Source organism: Microbulbifer pacificus (assembly GCF_002959965.1).
GTDB classification, from domain to species: domain Bacteria; phylum Pseudomonadota; class Gammaproteobacteria; order Pseudomonadales; family Cellvibrionaceae; genus Microbulbifer; species Microbulbifer pacificus_A.
Genome location: NZ_PREV01000026.1, coordinates 713,129 through 730,980, shown reverse-complemented (window position 1 = coordinate 730,980; position 17,852 = coordinate 713,129). Strand labels below are relative to the sequence as shown.

Below are 17,852 nucleotides of genomic sequence, written 5' to 3'. Positions count from 1 at the left end.
GAATTATTTCGTACACATTCTCTTTACGTGACCCGGGTATCGGTGATCCGGTCGGGTCAGCTCACTTTCAAAAAACGCAACAAGTTGTTGTCGCAGTAATTCTGGGTATCCAGTACCAGACGCTCCTGCATCAACTGCAGTTGGTGGGTGAAAAACATGATCACGATACTGATGACCAGGGCGACGAAGGTGGAGTTGAACGCTACACCGAGGCTCACGGTAACCCCGGCGATATCGCCCTCAACCGCGCGATGTGCCTGTGCCAGCGCTTCACCGATACCGCGCACGGTGCCGATAAAGCCGATGGAGGGGATGGCCCAGGTGATATAGCGCACCATGGCTAGTTCACTGTCCAAGCGGTCGCCTTCGGTTTCACATACCTCTTTCACCGAGTTGGACACCGCGGCCACATTGCGCGTGGAGCCGAAGCGTTGCAGTGCAGTGAGCAGCGCGCGAGGTAGCAGGAAATTGCGTTCATCTTCGGGCAGGGCCTGGATTGGACGCGACAGGTCGCGCGCATCCTCGGGAAGAATGGGGGTGCCCTCGCTGACGTTGAGCAGTGCCTGATCCAGCAGCTTGCGCTCGCGCATACTGCGGCGTGCCTTCAGCCCCATGATGGCCATGGCCCACAGCATCAGTACGAAACAGGCTTCCTGTTCATAGTCGCGCAACACGATGTACATCGAACGCTGTTGAATGTAGGTTTCTCTCGCCTCTTCTCGCGCCATTTGTTCCTGAATCAGCGCATCGGCATTGGGACGGATGATGGCCACGTAGATGGCGTGTACCAGGATGATGGCCCCGAGCAGGGCGAACAGCTGGAACATAAAATCTGAGGACTTGAATTTCATGGGGTTTCCCGCTTTTTGTTGGGGCCATTCCTTGGCGAGGCCCGGGTATTGCTCTGGTTTCCGTTGGATCTTTTGCGCAAGTACGATCGTTAGATATCCACCGGGTAGGAGACCGACAGGTCTTCTGAAATTTCTTCCGTTGCTTCGTAGCTGTCAGCGCTCTTTGCACTCTGTGCTTTAATTGAGCCCGCCTTTTTTGAGGAATCCACCGATACGGGCTTTGCGGTGACGTTTTCTTCCTGCTGTTTCTGATCGGTTTCTTTGCTCTCGCCGGTGGATTGGGCCAATGCGGGCGGAGTGAGACCAATCATCAACATCAGCGGCAGGAACCGCAGCCGTGTGGTGCATTGCTTCCGTTGCATACCAATGCCTCTTTGTTATTTGATCCCGGGATCAATTGACCCAGCGTGCTATACGAAAACCAACATCGTTACGCGCTTCCGCGCCGTAGTCGCGGTAGGCCAGGCGCAATTCCGTAAGGCCCGCGTGCTTCCAGCTGGAACCGCGCACGACATGGTAATCGCCGTCTTGCGGACCAACCGGATTTTCCTCAGCCTTGGTGGAAAGGCCGGTACCGATGGTATAGAGATCGTGAATCCACTCGGACACATTACCGCCCATATCGAACAGCCCCAGGTGGTTTGGACTGAAACTGGCGACCGGCGCGGTTGCGGGATAGCGGTCGTTATAGGTGCGCAGTACAGCGGGGGCGATCTGACCGGCGCTGCTATCGGCGTAGTTGCCGGAGTTTTTACCCACGGGCAGTGAGTCGCCCCATGGGAATTTCCGCATGGAGCCACGTTCATAGCGCGCGGCCCAGGCCCACTCCGCTTCTGTCGGCATGCGGTAGCCATTGGCGCTCGCGTCAAAACCCACGACGCGTCCCCGCTCCGTGCGATAGACCTCTTTCAAGCCATCGCGGGCACTCAGCCAGTTGCAGAAAAGCGCGGCATCGTTCCAGCTGATATTCACGACCGGCAGACTGTCGTTATCCAGGCTGACACCATTGGCGTGACTGGAGCTGTGCATGCGCTGGTAGTGACGGTATTCGCGGTTCGTGACTTCTGTGGTCGCGATATAGAAGGGCCGGGTGAGAGATATCTTGCGCAGCACCTCATTGGCCTGACGCCCCTGTTCGCGGCGCGATGACCCCATGGTGAACTCGGAGTTAGGTCGCATCAGCAGCATTTTCCCGCCTGCGCCGTGGGTGATCTCCGCGGGCACATTACTCCAGCGAGCCTGCTCACCGGTGAGCAAAACTGCGCGCACGCTTTGCTTGAGTTTGCTGGAGGGGACGATGGTGGTCTGGTAATCCTCATATCCCGCCTTGCGCACGGTAATGGTGTGGCTGCGGGTTGGCAGGGTGAAGGTTTCACCGGCCGTGCCGGCCAGTTTGCCATCGATGAAGACCTGGGCTTCGGGCGGGCTGCTGGTGACAGCGACATCGCCGAAGACCGCGGTGAGCTCCACATTCAAATCGCGCAGGTCGCCGGCTCGCACGTCCACGGTATGTTCGACGGAACTGTAACCATCGAGAAAAAAGCGCAGTTGGTGACGGCGGTTGGAAGAGAGCGCTACATCCATGGGCGCCTGACCGCGATACTCCCCATCGACGGTGATGCTGGCGCCGGGAGGGGTGCTTACGACCCTCAGGGTGCCATCGGCGGCCGCGAGATCAACGGTCTGCAGGGTCTGATCGACACCGGCCGTGACTGGCACGGGAACCTGTACGGTTTTGTGGTCCGGCAATGAGATATCCACGACGCGGTCACCCTGTACCAACTCCGCGGTGAGCGGCGTGGTACCGAGAATTTTGCCTTCCACACTGACGGTAGCGCCGGCGGGGTTGCTGGTGATGTGTACGTTGGCCCAGGCCGGACGCAGGCTGGCAGTCAGCGTCTGTGTATTGTCGAGACCCTCGATCTCCACTTCCTTGCTGAAGGGCAGGTAGCGCTCTGTCAGTACAGTAATGCGCTTGCGGCCGGCGGGAATGGATTGCGCCAGACCATCACTGCTGTCCACCTCGGCACCGTTGACCAGAATACGCACCGGCACACGCGGCTCGGTAACGACTTGCAGATGTCCTGGCAAGCGCTCAAGTTTGACCGCATGGCGGCTGTTGCTGTCACTGCTGATTTCCACTTCACCACTTTGTGGCAGATAACCGGTAGCGGTTACGGTGTATGAGTATTTGCCTGGAAGTACCAGGTGGCCGTCGCCGAGGCGCAGGGCAAAACCGCTGACGGAAACATCGGCATCCGCAGGTTGGGTTTCAAAGATCAGAGAGCGCGCCACCAACAGGTATACCAGCATCAGTGCGCCGAGGCAGAGACAGGTGACCACAGCGATGGCTTTGGGTGAGAGCAGAAGTTTGTTGCTTCCGGTGGAAACCTGCGCAGGGGTGAATCCGATCGGCTGGATGACGGAGGTGTCGTCCCTGGCCGGCTCGTTGTCGCGAACGGGTACCGCTTCCTTAGCTGTCATTTATGGTTTCCTGTTGCGGGACTTCTTCAACACTCGCGGCGTGTGCGTCTGATGACGTCCGTTCGCGACGATTTCTAGAGGCCCCTTACTGCGTACTTATTGATTTTTCCGACGCTGCTGCTACCACCGGTTTCCTGTCCGGGGTGTTCGGGTTAGTAAAAGCCCGAAAGGCAGAGCCGCGCATTTCAGCTTAGTCCGCTCTCGCGCCGGCAGCCTGACCACCAGGCTTTTTGGCGTGATTCTTTTCGTTTTACCGACACCGGGACGACAATTTCGTCCACTGCCAGAACCTGCGTCTGCGGAGCGTCTTTGGCGCCAAAGTTGGATCGGGATCGGTTGGGGAATCTGAGCGGGCGGTCGGAAAGCTGAGGGCACCGCGGGCAGCGACTTCAAATCCATTCAACGTTCATGTTGTATGGATTTTGATCTGCCCGCGCGTCGGTTGGTTTCCTGACTCAGGAATTATTGGCGTTGTTAATTTTTTCCGCGCACTGGATGGTAACGACGGGAGATTCCGAGGAGGGATCGACGACAAACTCCTGGCGTACATCCCGATACCCCTGGCGGGTACCGACTGCGGTATAGCGACCGGGCTTGAGTGCGATTTCCCGTTCAGAAAAATTCCCCAGTTTCCCGACGTGATAAATGGTTACATGGGTGCTGGCGTCGGATTGCAGTAATACCGTGATGGGGATCAGCGCTTTTGTCAGTGCGTTTTCCAGCCGTTCTATCTGTCCCTCTAACCTGGGCGTCTCGGCCTTGAGCGCACGCGCATCCGCCAGCACCTTACGCGCATACTGGTTGCGTTTACTCTGGCCGAGGGTCAGAGGATCACTCAGTAAGTCCTGGAGTTGGTCGTCGAGTTTTGCGCGGGCAGATGCCCGGGCCTTGCCGGTGATGGCCTCTACCAGACTTCCATCCTGCTCAATCAGCTTTTGATACTGGTTTGCCGCCTGGTGCCACTGCTCCTGCATTTCATGCTCTGAAGCGCTGGCAAACAGGTGGTCGAGATGGGCTTTGGCAATACCATTTTCCGCCTGCGTCAGGCCCACGTCCGGGTCTTTGGCTGCCGGCTTGAGGCGCTTTGCCTGCTGAAACAATTCCCGAGCTTTGCCATAGTCGCTCGCGGCGATAGCGGCGTAACCTGCAGACATGGCCTGACTGTAGTCTCGCTCGAGAATAGCGCTGTTTACTTTTGACAGAAGCGCGTTGGCGGGTTCAGTTTCTGCATCCAGACTCAGGGCTTTTTCCAGTGCAGCCTTGGCTGTATCCAGATCATTTTCCGCAAACGCGTCTTGGCCTTGCGTATATTGCGGCCAGACTTCCGGTAACAATTCCGCGCGGGACTTTCCCTTGGTGCCACGAGGATGACCCTCGGAAATGGTCAGCACCAGGTCGAAGGCCTTGTGGGCTGCGGCGGCGTCACCGCTATCCAGTGCGGCGTACCCCTCTGTCAGGTGCTGCTCCAGGCGCTCGGGTATGCTGTCACGCAATGTCTGCATGCTGGTGAGTGCCTGGCGATACTGCTGCAGCGCATCCATGAATCTGCGCTGCCGGTAAATGCCATCCGCTTCTTCCGCCAGCGTGCGTGCGGCAAAGTACTCTTCCGCCGCCCAGGTCTCTACCTTGCGCTCCAATAATTCCTCCTGCAGTTGCAGGATTTCCTGCAGCACCTGTTGGACATCCCGGCGCTGTTGGGTGATTTCCGCCTCGGTGTAAGGAGATACTTCCGCCTTAGGTGCGGCTTTCTGCTGGGAGGGTTCGGTACCGGTGGTAACCGGGGTGTTTATTACTGGCTTTTCCACAACCTGCGGCAGTACCCAGAACACGCCGACCAGTGCTGAGATCATGGTTCCGCCCAACAGCCAGGGGACCAGCTTTGCCGTCGCGCGCCTCAGTGTCGTTCTATGACGGCTCGGGTCGGAGGTTGCCGCACTGCCGGCGCTATCGGCTTGCGACGTGCCGCCAAAGGAAAGGTCGGCGGGCTGGATAAAGGATTCATCGTCCGATGATGGATCGCGGTATTGCATGATGTTCCGCACCGTTCACTGTTATTTTCAGATCGCTGTCGGCGGCATGGATGCAATGCCGCCGACAGCGTGTATTCGGAGTGGCTGTTGGCGGATCAGATATCGCTCATGCCACCGGTTTCCACTTCATAGATTTCTTTTAGCAGTTCGCGCCATTGTTGGTACTGATTTTCCACGGAGCCAGAGAGGGTGACGGTGCGGTCCTCCAGTTCCACGATACGGGGTTCCACCTCCGCTTCCATGGAGTCTCCCAGCTCCTGCAGGGCTTCGATATGCATCTTGGCTTCGGCGCGGCGATCGAATCCGCTTTTTACCAGATAACCGCCTCCTGCCACGGCCACATTGCCCGCCTGTCTTGCGGCTCCGCCACCGGCGCCGGCGGCGGCAATACCACCGACGATTGCGGCCACACCCATGATGGTGTTGTTACGGGCTTTGCGTTTTAGCTCACGCATTTCCTTCACTTCTTCGTAGCTCATTGCACGCCATTCCTGGTAGGGCGTTTCCATGGTTTTGACGAAGGTGTCGTAATAGCCTTGCAGCGTGTCCACGAACAGGTAATCCCGTTCGCGAATCTGACGTACACGCATCAGCATGGGGTCGTTGTCTGCGGGCAGCGCGGTGAGCCTGTAGAGTCCGTTATCGTCATGTACCAGAAAGCGCTCAAAAGCAGTGGGAGAAAAACTTTGTGCAAACTTGATTTCGGAAATGGTGCGCAATTCTGCGATGTACTGGTCAGATAATCCCTGGCGGTATACCAGCATGTCGTTGGAAATACGGTTGTAAATACCCTGAAAGGCATCGCCTTCCGTAGGATGCTTGCGGTCATAGGCGTAGTGGGAAGCCTGTTCGGTGTATTGCCTGGAAAACCACACCTGTCCGCGGGAGTCGGTAACCGTGACGTCCACGGTGAGGGTTTCGCCGTCGGACTGCACGATTTTACCTGTGACGGAAACATCGATATTGGTGCGCTCACTGGGGATTACCCGTACCGCCCCCCATCCCTGGCTGGATTGCACCGCATCCGCGAGTGTAACGGCGACATAACGGGACTCCGCGCGGCGCAACTCCGGGAATACCAGATCGTCTTCTTCCAGCTCTTCCTCCTGCTCCAGTCCCGCATCGAACTGGACAATCCCCACATCCAGCAGACGGTTTTCCGCGATGGCGGCATCCTCCACGGTGAGCGGAGTGTAGGCCGTGGTGCGTACCTCGGTGGTGGAACAGCCGACGAGGGTGAGAAGACCCAGAGTCAGGCTGTACAGTGCGCTACGTGCGTGCGAGAAAAACATTTCACTACTCTCCCTGATGAATCGTCATCTTTATTTCTGTGTCTTTTTATATTTCCGATACTCTTCCCAGAGTTTTTCCTGAAGCTCCGGATCAGATTCTCGTATGGCGGCCTCGCGGATCTGCCGGGCCACCACGTCATCGTCATCCCCGGTGGGAATATCCGCCGGCACAACGGCAGCAGTATTGGTGTGGTTGTACTCTCCTTTGCGCCCCTTGGTGGGCAGACCGGGGCCGGTTGCCTGACCACTGGACGTATTTTCTTCCGGGCCGCCGCCAGGTTCACCGCCGCCAGCCGGTGGCGCCGGGGGTAATTCCGCTTCTGCGTCGGCGATCAGGTCCTCCAGGGATTCCCCCGGGGGCGCTTCGTCTTCGGCTGATTCTTCTTCAGCGGAGGCGGGGCGATTGCGCACGTAATCCCGCTCGCGCAGGATCATGCCGTCGTAAGTGGCAATGGTGGTTTCGAACCGACCCTCCAGTTCGGCCACACGCTCCGCGGAACTCATGGGCGCTTCATTGGGCGCGCCGCTGCCGCTTGGCGGGGAGCCGGCGCTGGATGCGCTAGCGGGTGCACCACCGCCGGACTGGCCTCCAGTTGCGGCGGTTGACTGGCCTCCGCTTTGTCCTCCCGCCGGAGAACTGCTGGATGGTGAACTACTTGATGGTGAACTGCTGCTGGCGCTGCTCGGTGCGCCGCTGGCGGAAGCACTGCTGGCGCTACTGCTGGAGGACGCGCTGCTCGCACTCGCCGATGAGCTTGAGGAGGAACTCGAAGACGAGCTTGAGGAGGAGCTGCTACTTGCCGTCTGCTGCTCTTCGGAGAAATCAATCTCATCCGGCGGCTGCCCCTCTTTGTTGGACGAAGGATCCGGCGGCATACGGGATTCATCGGGGCGCTGGTCGGAATCGCTGTACACAGGCGTCGACGGATCTCCGCTGGCTGTGGGTTCGCCGTCACTGCTACTCCGGGAACGGGACTGTCTCGATGATTCCTCTCCGCTGCGTGACGACGTGCTGGACTGCTGGCTGGAGCGGTCACCGGATTCGATACTCGGGAGCGAGCTGTTTGGCTGCGCGCGGCTGCTGGCCGTGGACATGCTCGGGCTGCGGCTGCTGCTCGGGGAGCTGGGCGATGGCATGCTGCTGGCCGTCGACGGGCTCGACGACGGCTGACTGGATGACGACGAGCTGGACGACTGTGATTGCGACTGCGATGAACTCGAAGATTGCGACTGGGACTTGGACTGCTGTGGCTGCGCCGGAGGCTGTTGCTGTGTCTGTTGGTTTTTGCAGCCACTGATGACGGCGGCCAGTACAAATACCGACGCCAGCGTTTGCCAGCGCAGACTATGCGAATGGGGGGATGAATGGGTAAAGCGCTGTGCAATCGTCCGTAATGCCATGGGTCATCTCCTGATGCGTTCACGGGCCGCGGCGAAATCGCAGCGGCCCGTTTTCAGTTATTCGTTCGACAGTTTTTGTCTTTCGAGGTTTGCCTGGCATAAATTATTCGCTGCCAGTTTTTCGCACTGTTACGGGCACTCGTCAGAGTCAAACCAACATCGCTACATCAGTCGAACACGATTCCTTCATTCAAATACAAATTTCTGTACGATGCCGGTGGTCTCGACCGGCTCACCATTTTCAAACCGCGGGCGGAATTTTGCCTTCTGCAATACGTTGCGAACCCGCGAGCGAATACTGACCTTGTCTTCCGGCTTGGCACTGATAATGCGGATGTTGCGCGCCTTGCCGAATGCCGTTACATCGTAGGAAACCGTAACGTAGGAATTTGCCAGTGCCTCGCGGTCTTCTTCCAGGAAAGGCAGAGTGGGCAGAGCCGCGGGGCGCCCGAATATTTCCTCGATTTCCCGGTTGGTGGCGCCATTGTCCCACAGCGCCTGGTAGGCCTCGCCGTAGGTTTCCCGGGCGGAGTGCCACTTATTGAACATCATGTACCAGTCCCCCAGCTCGACCTTGGCCTTGGCGGAAGCCGCGGGCGGTGACGCCGGATTTTTCTGATACACATCCATGATTTTGGTAATCGCCGTTTTACCGGAGCTGAAGCTGTTCATCCGATAATGATCCAGCTGCGCACGCCGGTCCGGGCTTAGATCGCCACCGCCGAAGCTGGTGTTGATCACTACGGCTTCCTGCGGCTCGCCGCTGTAGGTGGCGAGGTAATAGTTGGTGGCTTTGAGGCCGCGCAGGGCATCCACAAGGCGCAGATCATTGGCGCCGAAATTTTGCGAAATGATATCTACCGCCAGTGCGTACAGATTGGTGGCATTGATCAGGTGTTCAAACAGCGTCGCACCTTTTTCATCAATGTACGCCTGCAGGTGCCAGCTGCTCAGCTGATTGATGATCGGCAGCATGCGCGGATCTTTTTCCCCGTAGTTTTTTGCGTGCAGCCAGAACAGATATTCCTGATTGTCGTTGGCATCTTCCCACTGATTCAGCGCGATCTGGCTTTCGATCATGCGCTCGATCATTGGCACCTGATTCAGGGAATAGAGCCCTTCATTGACCCGGTTGATCAGCATCGCGCGGCGGAACTGGCTGATGGCTTCTTCGTGCGCGCCACTGCGCTGCAGGGCATTGCCCAGACCAATCAGCTGTTCGTCTATACCGGCGCCGTAGGCGCCATATTCCGCTTCCATTTCTTCAATGCGATCGCGGTACTCATCGGCTGCTTTCGACGGACGCAGCTGCCGTTTCGGTTTTTCCAGTGGTTTAGAGGCGGCTTCTATATAGGCGGCCGGAGGAGCTTTGGTGTTGTTTACGGCAGCGTCGAGAGCGGATATTTCCTCCGCCGCAACAGGGCCACACAGCAGAGCTGAGGCTGTAAACATCAAGCCGATAGCAATAGCGTTGCTGGTATCTGTCTGTGTCACGGTTGAACCACTTCCATTCCATGTTGTGCCAGGCCCTCCGGCATCCACTGGGTGGACGCGCAGTGAGCGCGAATTCCGCCATCAATCCGACGCTGAATACAGGCGTAACACGTCTGCGACAGCTTCGACTGCGCGGAACTTCTCTCCCTGAAGTGTGGTTCGTTCACTTTCCTGCCGGTTTCCCGGTGTGTTGTCGATATCGACGCTGGGCTTTGGTGCCGGGGGAGCTTTTCAGGTTAAACAATCTTCAACCTGACGCTGGTTTCTCTTGCAATTGGCGAGCACCGCCCATGTATCTCTGAGTATAGCCAACGAATTTTCGCGCTTTACCTCCTCGCGTGGGGTGGGGCGCCAGCGCGTGAAGGCGTGAGAATTTCAGTGGCTGTGGAGGTGGCAACCTGTTCAGGGTTCACTGAGTCTGGCAGTCGTGGGAAGGAGGGGATGGCATTCTCAAACAAGCTGGTGCCAATAATTTCCCGAAAGAGGGAATTACCGCCGCTTGTGAGAGCCTGGGGGCATAGGCCGGTCTAGCTTGTGCGTGAAGATGTCGGACCGCTCATTGGAGGGTTATTCATCTCGCTTGAGTTTTACATCCTAATTTAATTTCTTATTTGTGATAATTGTTGCTTAGGATTCTTGTTTTGTGGTTGGGGAGTTTGGAAAGGGTGCGCTTTAGGGTCATAATTCGCTGGTTAAGCGAAACTGTATAACCGTCTGTGGGAGAGCTTTGTGAGCATAACAATACAACCGGAAGCCATCGCCAGCCTGAGAGGGTTCGAAATGCCGGAAAGGCTGGGTTTTGGAACTGTCATGGCTCCGGTCATGTTTCGCGCCCGCTATCAGGATGGCCGCTGGAGCGACGGCGAGTTGATACCCTATGGCCCCCTGGCACTGGATCCCGCGGCCAAGGTTTTGCATTACGCCCAATCCTGCTTTGAGGGGCTCAAGGCTTATCGCTGCGGCAGTGGCGTCGGTCTGTTTCGCCCCGAACGCAATGCAGCGCGCATGGCGCACTCGGCGACACGGCTGTGTATGCCACCAGTGCCCGAAACCCTGTTTAAAAATGCCGTTCACACCGTGGTGGCGCATTGCGCCGGTCTGGTGCCGGGCAACAGTGGTGAATCCCTCTACGTCCGTCCCTTCCTTATGGGGACTCAGGCAGATCTTTCGGTTACCGCCAGCCGCGCCTATGAATTCTATGTAATTGCCAGTCCTTCGGAAGCCTACCATGCGGGCAATATGCGCCTGTGGGTGGAGCGCGAAGACAGCCGCGCCGCGCTCGGCGGTACTGGTGACGCCAAAGTGGGCGGGAACTACGCGGCCTCGCTGCTTAGTATTTCTCGACTCAAGGCCCGGGGCTACGATCAGTCCCTGTGGCTCAACCCCGGCAACCGCCGCACCGTGGATGAACTCTCCGGGATGAACTTCTTCGCGGTGGTGGACGGCGCGCTGCACACCCCCGCGCTCAACGGCTCGATCCTCGAAGGTGTCACGCGGGAATCACTGCTGACGCTGGCGAATGACATGGGTCTTGAGGTTCAGGAACGGGCCATCGACATCGACGACCTGCTGGAACAGGTGGCTTCCGGCGCCTGTACCGAGGCGTTTGCCTGTGGCACGGCGGCTATTGTCAGCCCGATCAGCGAGTTGGGTGATGGCGAGCAGCGCTATCGACTGGCGCAGGCGCCGGGGCCGATTGCGACGCGCTTGCGGCAGATGTTACTGGATATTCAGGAGGGCAGGGCGGAAGACCGCTTCGGCTGGATGCAAATGGTGCAGACAGCCAGATTCTGACGTCGATCTACACCAATTCCTTTTTTGCGAAAAAAATACCGGCGGATTTCTTTGTGCCCCTGCTGATAATTGCGACGGCACAAATTGATCGAGTGATTCGGTAGCACTCTTCGAAATGCGGTTGTTTCCAGCGGAAACGGCCGCGTTTTTATTTTTACCATTTGCGATCCCCGCGTTGACTTGCATGACCGAGGTGTTACAACTTGATCGAGCCCGGGAGGCATTCCACTAACGCGCTGGTTAGTGCGAGCCAGCACCGGGCTGGTGGCCGCGCAAATCCGCCCGGCAGACTGCAAGCAGGCGCCTGAAGGCGCAGAAAACAAGAAACTGGAACTGTTGGGAATGGCCTTTGGCGGTATCCCTCACTTTGACAAGTAGTATCCAGATCAATTTGAGACACAGGAGTCTGTGGCTCCTGAAAGGCTCTCCCTCGCGGCCACAAGCCGTGTAGTTCCTCGCGAGTGAGGAGAATGGGAATGCTGAATCATCTCTATGGCCTGATGGTACAACCTCGCAGACAATGGCGCGAAATTGCCGGGTTGTCTGAAAAAGGGCTCAATCGTCAGGTACCTTACGTCATTGTTCTGGCTCTGCTGCCGGCACTCTGCTGGTATTTCGGTACCACGGAAATCGGCTGGAATATAGGCAGCGGAGGGCAGGTTCGCACGCTGACCAGTAACAGCGCACTTTCTTTAGTGGCGGTGTTCTACGTCACCATGATTCTGTCGGTGATTGCCGTCGGTTACTTTATCCACTGGATGGCGAAAACCTATGGGGCAAAAACCCACCCGATGAAGGGAATGGTCATTGCCGGGTTTACCGCCACACCCATTTTCGTTGCCGGCGCTGCCGGTCTTTACCCGATCCTCTGGCTGGACATCCTTCTGGCGACCGTGGCTGTCGCCTACGCGGTCTACCTGTTGTATGTGGGAATACCCATCGTGATGAATGTGTCCGAGGAGCGGGGGTTTCTGTTCGCCAGTGCGGTTGTGACGGTTTGCCTGGTGATGGCGGTGGTGGTGATGGTGTCCACCGTACTGTTCTGGAGCTTTGTGGCGGCACCGGTATTCCAGCACTGAAATAGCGCCTGCGGGCCAGTTTGCCGGGGAGAATCTTCGTTCCGGTTATTGGTGACCCGTGCGGGGAAAGACCGCGCGGGTTTCTGGCTGCCCGATGGTCCGCTGATCCCCCTTCATCCTCCAGATTTCCGAAGGCGCGCGACCATTGGGTCGGGCGCCGTCTGGTTAAAACGAGACGGAGTTCCGTTTTAGCGGTTGCTGCCTTTCTGACCATTGGATACTATCCGGCTAGCGGCAGTCGCCATTTTTTTCGCCCCGAAATTGGTACATCCGTGCTAAGTGGGACGAAAAGCATTTTCTTGGTCATAAATGGTGGTCTTTGTGGCGCTGATCGGGGTTGCCGGTGATGCAATCCATTCGGTGTTGGTTCGAGCCGTATATGTCCGACACATAACAGTAAAAACAATCAAATAAGGAAAGCGGGAGAATCCATGAAAGCACCAGTCAAGTTGGGCGTTGCGTTAATTGCCGCGCTGGCGGCAGCCTGTTCCCAGGACAACGGCCGTAGCGGTGGAGGGCAGGAAGTCTCCGCGGCGTCCGCGGATTTCCAGAAGCAGCTGCTCAAGCAGCTGATCCAGGCGCAGCCTGGCGATATCATCGAAATTCCTGAAGGTCACTATCAGCTGAACCGCAGCCTGTCTCTGAACGTGGACGGCGTGACCATTCGCGGTGCAGGTATGGACAAAACCGTGCTGTCCTTCAAGGATCAGATCCAGGGCGCGGAAGGTCTGCTGGTCAACGCCAGCGACTTTACCCTCGAGGATCTGGCCATCGAGGACACCATCGGCGATGCGCTGAAGGTGAACGAAGGCAAGAACATCATCATTCGCAATATCCGCGTGGAGTGGACCAACGGCCCATCCACCGAGAATGGCGCCTACGGTATTTACCCGGTACAGACTGAAAACACGCTGGTGGAAGGCAACGTGGCCATCGGTGCCTCCGACGCCGGCATTTATGTGGGCCAGTCCCGCAATGTGATCGTGCGTAACAACCGCGCCGAGTTCAATGTCGCCGGTATCGAGATCGAGAACACCATCGGCGCAGATGTGTACGACAACATCGCCACCAACAACACCGGCGGTATTCTGGTATTCAACATGCCGAACCTGCCGCAGCCTGGTCACAGCACTCGCGTGTACAACAACAAGGTGTACAAGAACAACACCGAGAACTTCGGTCACGAGGGTACGCCAGTTGCCGCTGTACCGGCCGGTTCTGGTGTAGTGATCAACTCCAATGACTACGTGGAAATTTTCAACAACGAGATTTCCGATAACGATACGGCCAACGTGATCGTGAGCAGCTACTTTGCCGCCGGTTACTACAGCGACAAGTCCACCCAGGAAAACTTCGACCCCTATCCGGAAGGTATCTACATCTACAACAACACCTTTACCGGTGGCGGTACTTCTCCCGACCACATGGAGCTGAAGGCGCTGAAGATTGCAAAATTCGGCCTCACCGGCAGCCTGCCCGATGTCATGTGGGACGGTGCCGTGGACAAGAAAAAAATGGTAGACGGCAAACTGCCAGATGATCTGAAACTGTGCATCGAAAACGAAGGTGTTGGCATCATCAACGTCGATGTGATGAACAACTACAAGAACATCACCACCGATATTTCTCAGCACCACTGCAGTCTGAAAAAACTGCCGCAGATCGTGCTCGACTTTGACAGCAAGCAGGAAAAACCTCAGGAAGAGCAACACGCAGCTAACGAGGTAACTGATGCGTAAACTCTGTTGGGGCGCGGTGCTGGCCCTGATGCTCACGGGGTGCGGTGCACCCCGTGAGGCAGTCACCATCCATGAGCGCAATGCCGTTCCAGACAACCTGAGCGAATGGCATGTGGTGGAGGCCATCGACGGACAGCTGTCGCTCAACGATCGGGTCACTCCCTACGACCTCAACACCGCGTTGTTTACCGACTATGCGCACAAGCTGCGCACGGTGTGGATGCCGGAGGGAACCAGTGCAGCGTACGGTGAAGACGACTTCGACTACCCGGTGGGTACCATCATCAGCAAAACGTTTTACTACCCGCTCGCGGCGGATGGCAGTGTGCTGAATACCGATGACTACGCGCAGGATTTCGCCGGCAGTGGCCTTAACCTGAAAAAGGTAAAGCTGATTGAAACACGACTGTTGGTGAAGCGTGCGGACGGTTGGCAGGCATTGCCCTATGTGTGGAACGACGCGCAGACCGATGCTGTACTGGAAATCGCCGGAGATGCCAAGCGCTTGCAGCTGGTGGGTACGGATGGCAGCAGCGAGGGTTTCACCTATGTAGTGCCGGATGCCAATCAGTGTTCCGGTTGCCACGCCGACAACCATACCCAGAAGGCCGTGCGTCCCATCGGTCCCCGTGCGCGTCACCTGAACAAGGATTACGCCTACCAGGAGGGAACGGAAAACCAGCTGCTTTACTGGCAGCAGGTGGGCTTCCTGAGTGGGTTGCCGGAACTGGCCCAGGTGCCGCATAACGTGGATTACAAGGATAAGACGGCGTCACTGGAAGAGCGCGCGCGTTCATACCTCGATATCAACTGCGGCCACTGCCATAACCCGGCGGGAGCGGCGGATACCTCTGGGCTGATGTTGTACGGCGCGGAAAGTGACAGGCGCCGTCTGGGGGTATGCAAACCGCCGGTCGCGGCGGGCACGGGTTCTGGGGATCGCCTGTTTGCTATCGTGCCCGGTAGCCCGGATGAGTCCATTCTCAACTTCCGGGTGGAGTCCACCTCTCCCGGCGCGATGATGCCGGAGCTCGGTCGCAGTCTGGTACACAAAGAGGGAACCGAGCTGCTCAAGGAGTGGATTGCCTCCATGCCCGGAAATTGCAGCTGATATCTCCTGCTTTTATAGCGTTCGACGGCGGGACTCACCGCCGTCGTTTTTCATCTGATTGTTATACCCTTCAACGCGTGTCCGTCAGCCAATCTGCCGCTCCCAAGGCGGCGGGATGAAACCCCGGATACAGCATATCCAGTAGGCCGCTGGTTTCATCGGCGTGCTGTCGCTCATAGTCCTCCAGCAGTGCGACATAGGTGCGGTAACGCGCCTGAATCTTGCGAACATAATCGTAGGGTTCTCTTCCGCGTGCGTAACCGAATCGCGCCTTTTCATAATATTTTTTTTCTGACAGCAGCAGCATCGCGTTTTCAACATTGTCGAACCAGACCCTGCGATCCCAGCCTTTTTCTTCCGCGAGATCCTGAGCATCGTACACATGCCCGAGTCCGGCATTGTAGGCGGCGAGGGTGAACCACATCATGTTTTCCGGGCTGATGCCTTTGTCTTCAAATTTTCGATGCAGCCACTCCAGATATTTCATGCCGGCCCGGACGCTGGTTTCCGGATCGAACAGATTTTTTTCTCCGACCTGTTTGCCGGTATCGGGCATGACCTGCATCAATCCGCGGGCCCCCACCCAGGATTTTGCCTTCGGATTGAACGTGCTTTCCTGGAACATCTGTGCCACGACAAGCCGCCAATCAAAGTCAAATTCTTCCGCATATTTTTTGACGTGCTTGTCAAAGGGGGAGATGGTGCCATCCGCGTTCAATTCGTTGATTTCCGGACGGGTCTTCTTCGGCGCATCGAAGTATTTGGTGTAAAGAATCTTGCGTAGTTTCTTGGTGCTCCTCTTATCGAAGAACTTGTTGATTGCTTTGAGCAGCTCCGGATTGTTCTCGCGCACCATCCAGGCGTAGATGTTGTCATGTTGTTCCAGGTCGATCAGCTCGACGATATTATTTCTCCAGGCGTGCTCCAGCTTCAGGGAGACGTTGTCCGCAATGGCGAGGTCGTATTCCTTATCCGCAACTCGATCGATGACCTGCTGTATATTCAGTTCTTCCGGAGCCAGTTCAATTTTGACCTCCGGCACTTTCTTTTTCAGCTCCATGGCCACATCGTAGTGGCTGCTGGAATGGCGGACATAAATGGTGCGACCCGCCAGATCGTCAAGGCTATCGAGCTTGTCATCATCTCTTCCCACAATGACAACGCGCTCCTGCATGTAGGGGCGGCCGAAATCCATTCCCGCGTTGTCACGACGTTCGGTTATGGAAAGCAGGCTGGCCGCGATATCCGCCTTTCCATCCCTGATCATATTCAGAAGGTCTGCGTGTGAGGGGGCGACCACAATTTCCAGGCGCAGGTCCTGGTACTTGGCAAAAGCTTCTGCGAGTTCGAATTCATAACCCATGATCCGACCTTTCCACATGTAATAGGTCCCGGGGTGATTGCGGGTCAGGATGCGGATGTAGCCTCGTTCCTTGATCTTGTCCAGATCCCCGATCGATCGTTCCACAGACCGGGTGAGCTTGCTCTGGCGCACAAAATCATTCACCGCTTTGGTAAGCTCCGGTGAATTCTTGCGCATGGCCCAGGCTGTCTGTCGCTCCTTGGGAAACACAAAGTTTTTCTTCAGGTTTTCCAGAAACTGGGTTGCCATGTCGTAAGTCTGCGTCTCGACAATGGTGTAATCGATCAGACTTTCCGAGACATTCACGAGTAATTCGACATAATTTTTTTCCACAATAACCAGTTCAATTCCAGGGTATTTATTTACGAATGCCTGTGCGGCATCCACATAGGCGGTGCCTTTTGTTACGTAAATTTTCTTGCCTGTTACATCCTTTTCCTCGCTCAGTGGAGGAGAGTCTTCGCGAGAGACGAGGATGAGCTGGGTATTTGCTATGGGTGTGGAAAAATCCACGCGTTGCTCGCGAGCCTCGGTGATCAGCATATTGTTGGTTATGATGTCGCCTTTCCCCGCTTCCAGCAGTGGTATCAGCTGATCAAAGTGTTCCGCGTAGAGGACCACGGGTTCCACGCCCAGGTGCGCGGCGAGGCGGCGGGCTTCGTCAATTTCGATATCCTGCTGGGTGGCGGCGCGATGCAATGAATCCGTGTTGGTGATATCAACGAGAATCCTCAGCTTTCCACGTTTTACGATCCCATCGAGATCGCCGGACTCCTGATAGTTTTTAAATGCGTTGACAGGAAAGCCGGAGGTCGTCTCTGGTGGCCATTGTGCTTCGGGGCGCAAATCCCCCTTCTTTGCCGGTTCCAGGGCTGCTTCCTTACCGTCTTCGGGAATTTGCGCTTGCGGCTGGTCGGTCGGGACTTCCGTGGTGGCGTCGACAGGTTTGGAGGAATTCTCCGTCGCTGGGGGCTCGGGTGCTGGCGCTTGTGTTTCTTTTTCGCACGCTACGGTGATCGGAAGCAGGACGACCATACAGCAGAGCAGTCGGTGGAGGGCACGAAAATCCATGGTACTTCTTCAATACATCCGATGTGATTCCTAACAGTTTAGTTGCTTGGACGTGCTGGCTGACCACTAAAGCCTAAGTCACTGGTGGGAGGCGGGAATGGGATGCGTCTATTTGACTGCCACTTCCGAAGTGGAGGAGGAAA

General features: G+C 56.8%; 14 protein-coding genes. 6 read left to right on the top strand and 8 right to left on the bottom strand.

Annotation, left to right across the window (positions count from 1 at the left end; all coding sequences use genetic code 11):
- Nucleotides 1-56: 56 nt before the first annotated feature.
- The 6 genes from C3938_RS03590 to C3938_RS03565 all read right to left on the bottom strand — a co-directional run bounded on the left by C3938_RS03590 (nt 57) and on the right by C3938_RS03565 (nt 7,161).
- Entirely contained in the window at nt 57-851 is a 795-nt protein-coding gene (locus tag C3938_RS03590) for a MotA/TolQ/ExbB proton channel family protein (RefSeq protein WP_105101871.1), read from the bottom strand.
- An 89-nt stretch (nt 852-940) separates the two neighbouring features.
- Complete coding sequence (locus tag C3938_RS03585) at nt 941-1,213, bottom strand: hypothetical protein (protein WP_105101870.1); 273 nt, start codon at nt 1,211-1,213, stop codon at nt 941-943.
- A 31-nt stretch (nt 1,214-1,244) separates the two neighbouring features.
- On the bottom strand, nt 1,245-3,335 hold the full coding sequence (locus tag C3938_RS03580) for an SUMF1/EgtB/PvdO family nonheme iron enzyme (protein WP_105101869.1): 2,091 nt from the start codon (nt 3,333-3,335) through the stop codon (nt 1,245-1,247).
- Between the two features lie 455 nt (nt 3,336-3,790).
- Nucleotides 3,791-5,365, bottom strand: coding sequence for a tetratricopeptide repeat protein (locus C3938_RS03575; protein ID WP_105101868.1), 1,575 nt, complete (start codon nt 5,363-5,365; stop codon nt 3,791-3,793).
- Between the two features lie 95 nt (nt 5,366-5,460).
- Nucleotides 5,461-6,657, bottom strand: a complete 1,197-nt coding sequence (locus C3938_RS03570) for a hypothetical protein (protein ID WP_105101867.1) — start codon at nt 6,655-6,657, stop codon at nt 5,461-5,463.
- 30 nt (nt 6,658-6,687) lie between these two features.
- The gene (locus C3938_RS03565; RefSeq protein WP_105101866.1) at nt 6,688-7,161 is read right to left on the bottom strand and encodes a hypothetical protein; all 474 of its coding nucleotides are present in this window, start codon (nt 7,159-7,161) and stop codon (nt 6,688-6,690) included.
- Here C3938_RS03565 and C3938_RS03560 point away from each other — a divergent pair.
- On the top strand, nt 7,160-7,828 hold the full coding sequence (locus C3938_RS03560) for a hypothetical protein (RefSeq protein WP_105101865.1): 669 nt from the start codon (nt 7,160-7,162) through the stop codon (nt 7,826-7,828). The genes C3938_RS03565 and C3938_RS03560 overlap by 2 nt on opposite strands.
- Nucleotides 7,829-8,244: 416 nt before the next feature.
- Here the strand turns inward: C3938_RS03560 and C3938_RS03555 are convergent, their stop codons facing one another.
- Nucleotides 8,245-9,552 carry a hypothetical protein gene (locus C3938_RS03555; protein WP_105101864.1) on the bottom strand — a complete coding sequence of 436 codons (1,308 nt, stop codon included), beginning with the start codon at nt 9,550-9,552 and terminating at the stop codon, nt 8,245-8,247.
- 729 nt (nt 9,553-10,281) lie between these two features.
- On the opposite strand from C3938_RS03555, the gene C3938_RS03550 reads away from it, so the two are divergent.
- The 5 genes from C3938_RS03550 to C3938_RS03535 all read left to right on the top strand — a co-directional run bounded on the left by C3938_RS03550 (nt 10,282) and on the right by C3938_RS03535 (nt 15,275).
- Complete coding sequence (locus C3938_RS03550) at nt 10,282-11,346, top strand: branched-chain amino acid aminotransferase (RefSeq protein ID WP_105101863.1); 1,065 nt, start codon at nt 10,282-10,284, stop codon at nt 11,344-11,346.
- A gap of 243 nt (nt 11,347-11,589) precedes the next feature.
- Nucleotides 11,590-11,724 carry a hypothetical protein gene (locus C3938_RS18295; protein WP_267893014.1) on the top strand — a complete coding sequence of 45 codons (135 nt, stop codon included), beginning with the start codon at nt 11,590-11,592 and terminating at the stop codon, nt 11,722-11,724.
- A 98-nt stretch (nt 11,725-11,822) separates the two neighbouring features.
- Nucleotides 11,823-12,425 carry a Yip1 family protein gene (locus C3938_RS03545; RefSeq protein WP_105101862.1) on the top strand — a complete coding sequence of 201 codons (603 nt, stop codon included), beginning with the start codon at nt 11,823-11,825 and terminating at the stop codon, nt 12,423-12,425.
- A 431-nt stretch (nt 12,426-12,856) separates the two neighbouring features.
- The gene (locus C3938_RS03540; RefSeq protein WP_105101861.1) at nt 12,857-14,164 is read left to right on the top strand and encodes a parallel beta-helix domain-containing protein; all 1,308 of its coding nucleotides are present in this window, start codon (nt 12,857-12,859) and stop codon (nt 14,162-14,164) included.
- A complete protein-coding gene (locus tag C3938_RS03535) occupies nt 14,157-15,275 on the top strand; it encodes an SO2930 family diheme c-type cytochrome (RefSeq protein ID WP_105101860.1) in 1,119 nt (372 codons plus the stop codon). The genes C3938_RS03540 and C3938_RS03535 overlap by 8 nt, the downstream gene beginning before the upstream one ends.
- A gap of 70 nt (nt 15,276-15,345) precedes the next feature.
- Here C3938_RS03535 and C3938_RS03530 read toward each other — a convergent pair whose 3' ends face one another.
- Complete coding sequence (locus C3938_RS03530) at nt 15,346-17,709, bottom strand: transporter substrate-binding domain-containing protein (RefSeq protein ID WP_105101859.1); 2,364 nt, start codon at nt 17,707-17,709, stop codon at nt 15,346-15,348.
- Nucleotides 17,710-17,852: the final 143 nt, after the last annotated feature.

Coding starts and splice junctions, on each gene's coding strand:
- C3938_RS03540 (WP_105101861.1), top strand. CDS start 12,857: ATGAAAGCACCAGTCAAGTTGGGCGTTGCGTTAATTGCCGCGCTGGCG.
- C3938_RS03585 (WP_105101870.1), bottom strand. CDS start 1,213: ATGCAACGGAAGCAATGCACCACACGGCTGCGGTTCCTGCCGCTGATG.
- C3938_RS03530 (WP_105101859.1), bottom strand. CDS start 17,709: ATGGATTTTCGTGCCCTCCACCGACTGCTCTGCTGTATGGTCGTCCTG.
- C3938_RS03535 (WP_105101860.1), top strand. CDS start 14,157: ATGCGTAAACTCTGTTGGGGCGCGGTGCTGGCCCTGATGCTCACGGGG.
- C3938_RS03570 (WP_105101867.1), bottom strand. CDS start 6,657: ATGTTTTTCTCGCACGCACGTAGCGCACTGTACAGCCTGACTCTGGGT.
- C3938_RS03545 (WP_105101862.1), top strand. CDS start 11,823: ATGCTGAATCATCTCTATGGCCTGATGGTACAACCTCGCAGACAATGG.
- C3938_RS03590 (WP_105101871.1), bottom strand. CDS start 851: ATGAAATTCAAGTCCTCAGATTTTATGTTCCAGCTGTTCGCCCTGCTC.
- C3938_RS03575 (WP_105101868.1), bottom strand. CDS start 5,365: ATGCAATACCGCGATCCATCATCGGACGATGAATCCTTTATCCAGCCC.
- C3938_RS03560 (WP_105101865.1), top strand. CDS start 7,160: ATGGGCGCTTCATTGGGCGCGCCGCTGCCGCTTGGCGGGGAGCCGGCG.
- C3938_RS03580 (WP_105101869.1), bottom strand. CDS start 3,335: ATGACAGCTAAGGAAGCGGTACCCGTTCGCGACAACGAGCCGGCCAGG.
- C3938_RS03565 (WP_105101866.1), bottom strand. CDS start 7,161: ATGAGTTCCGCGGAGCGTGTGGCCGAACTGGAGGGTCGGTTCGAAACC.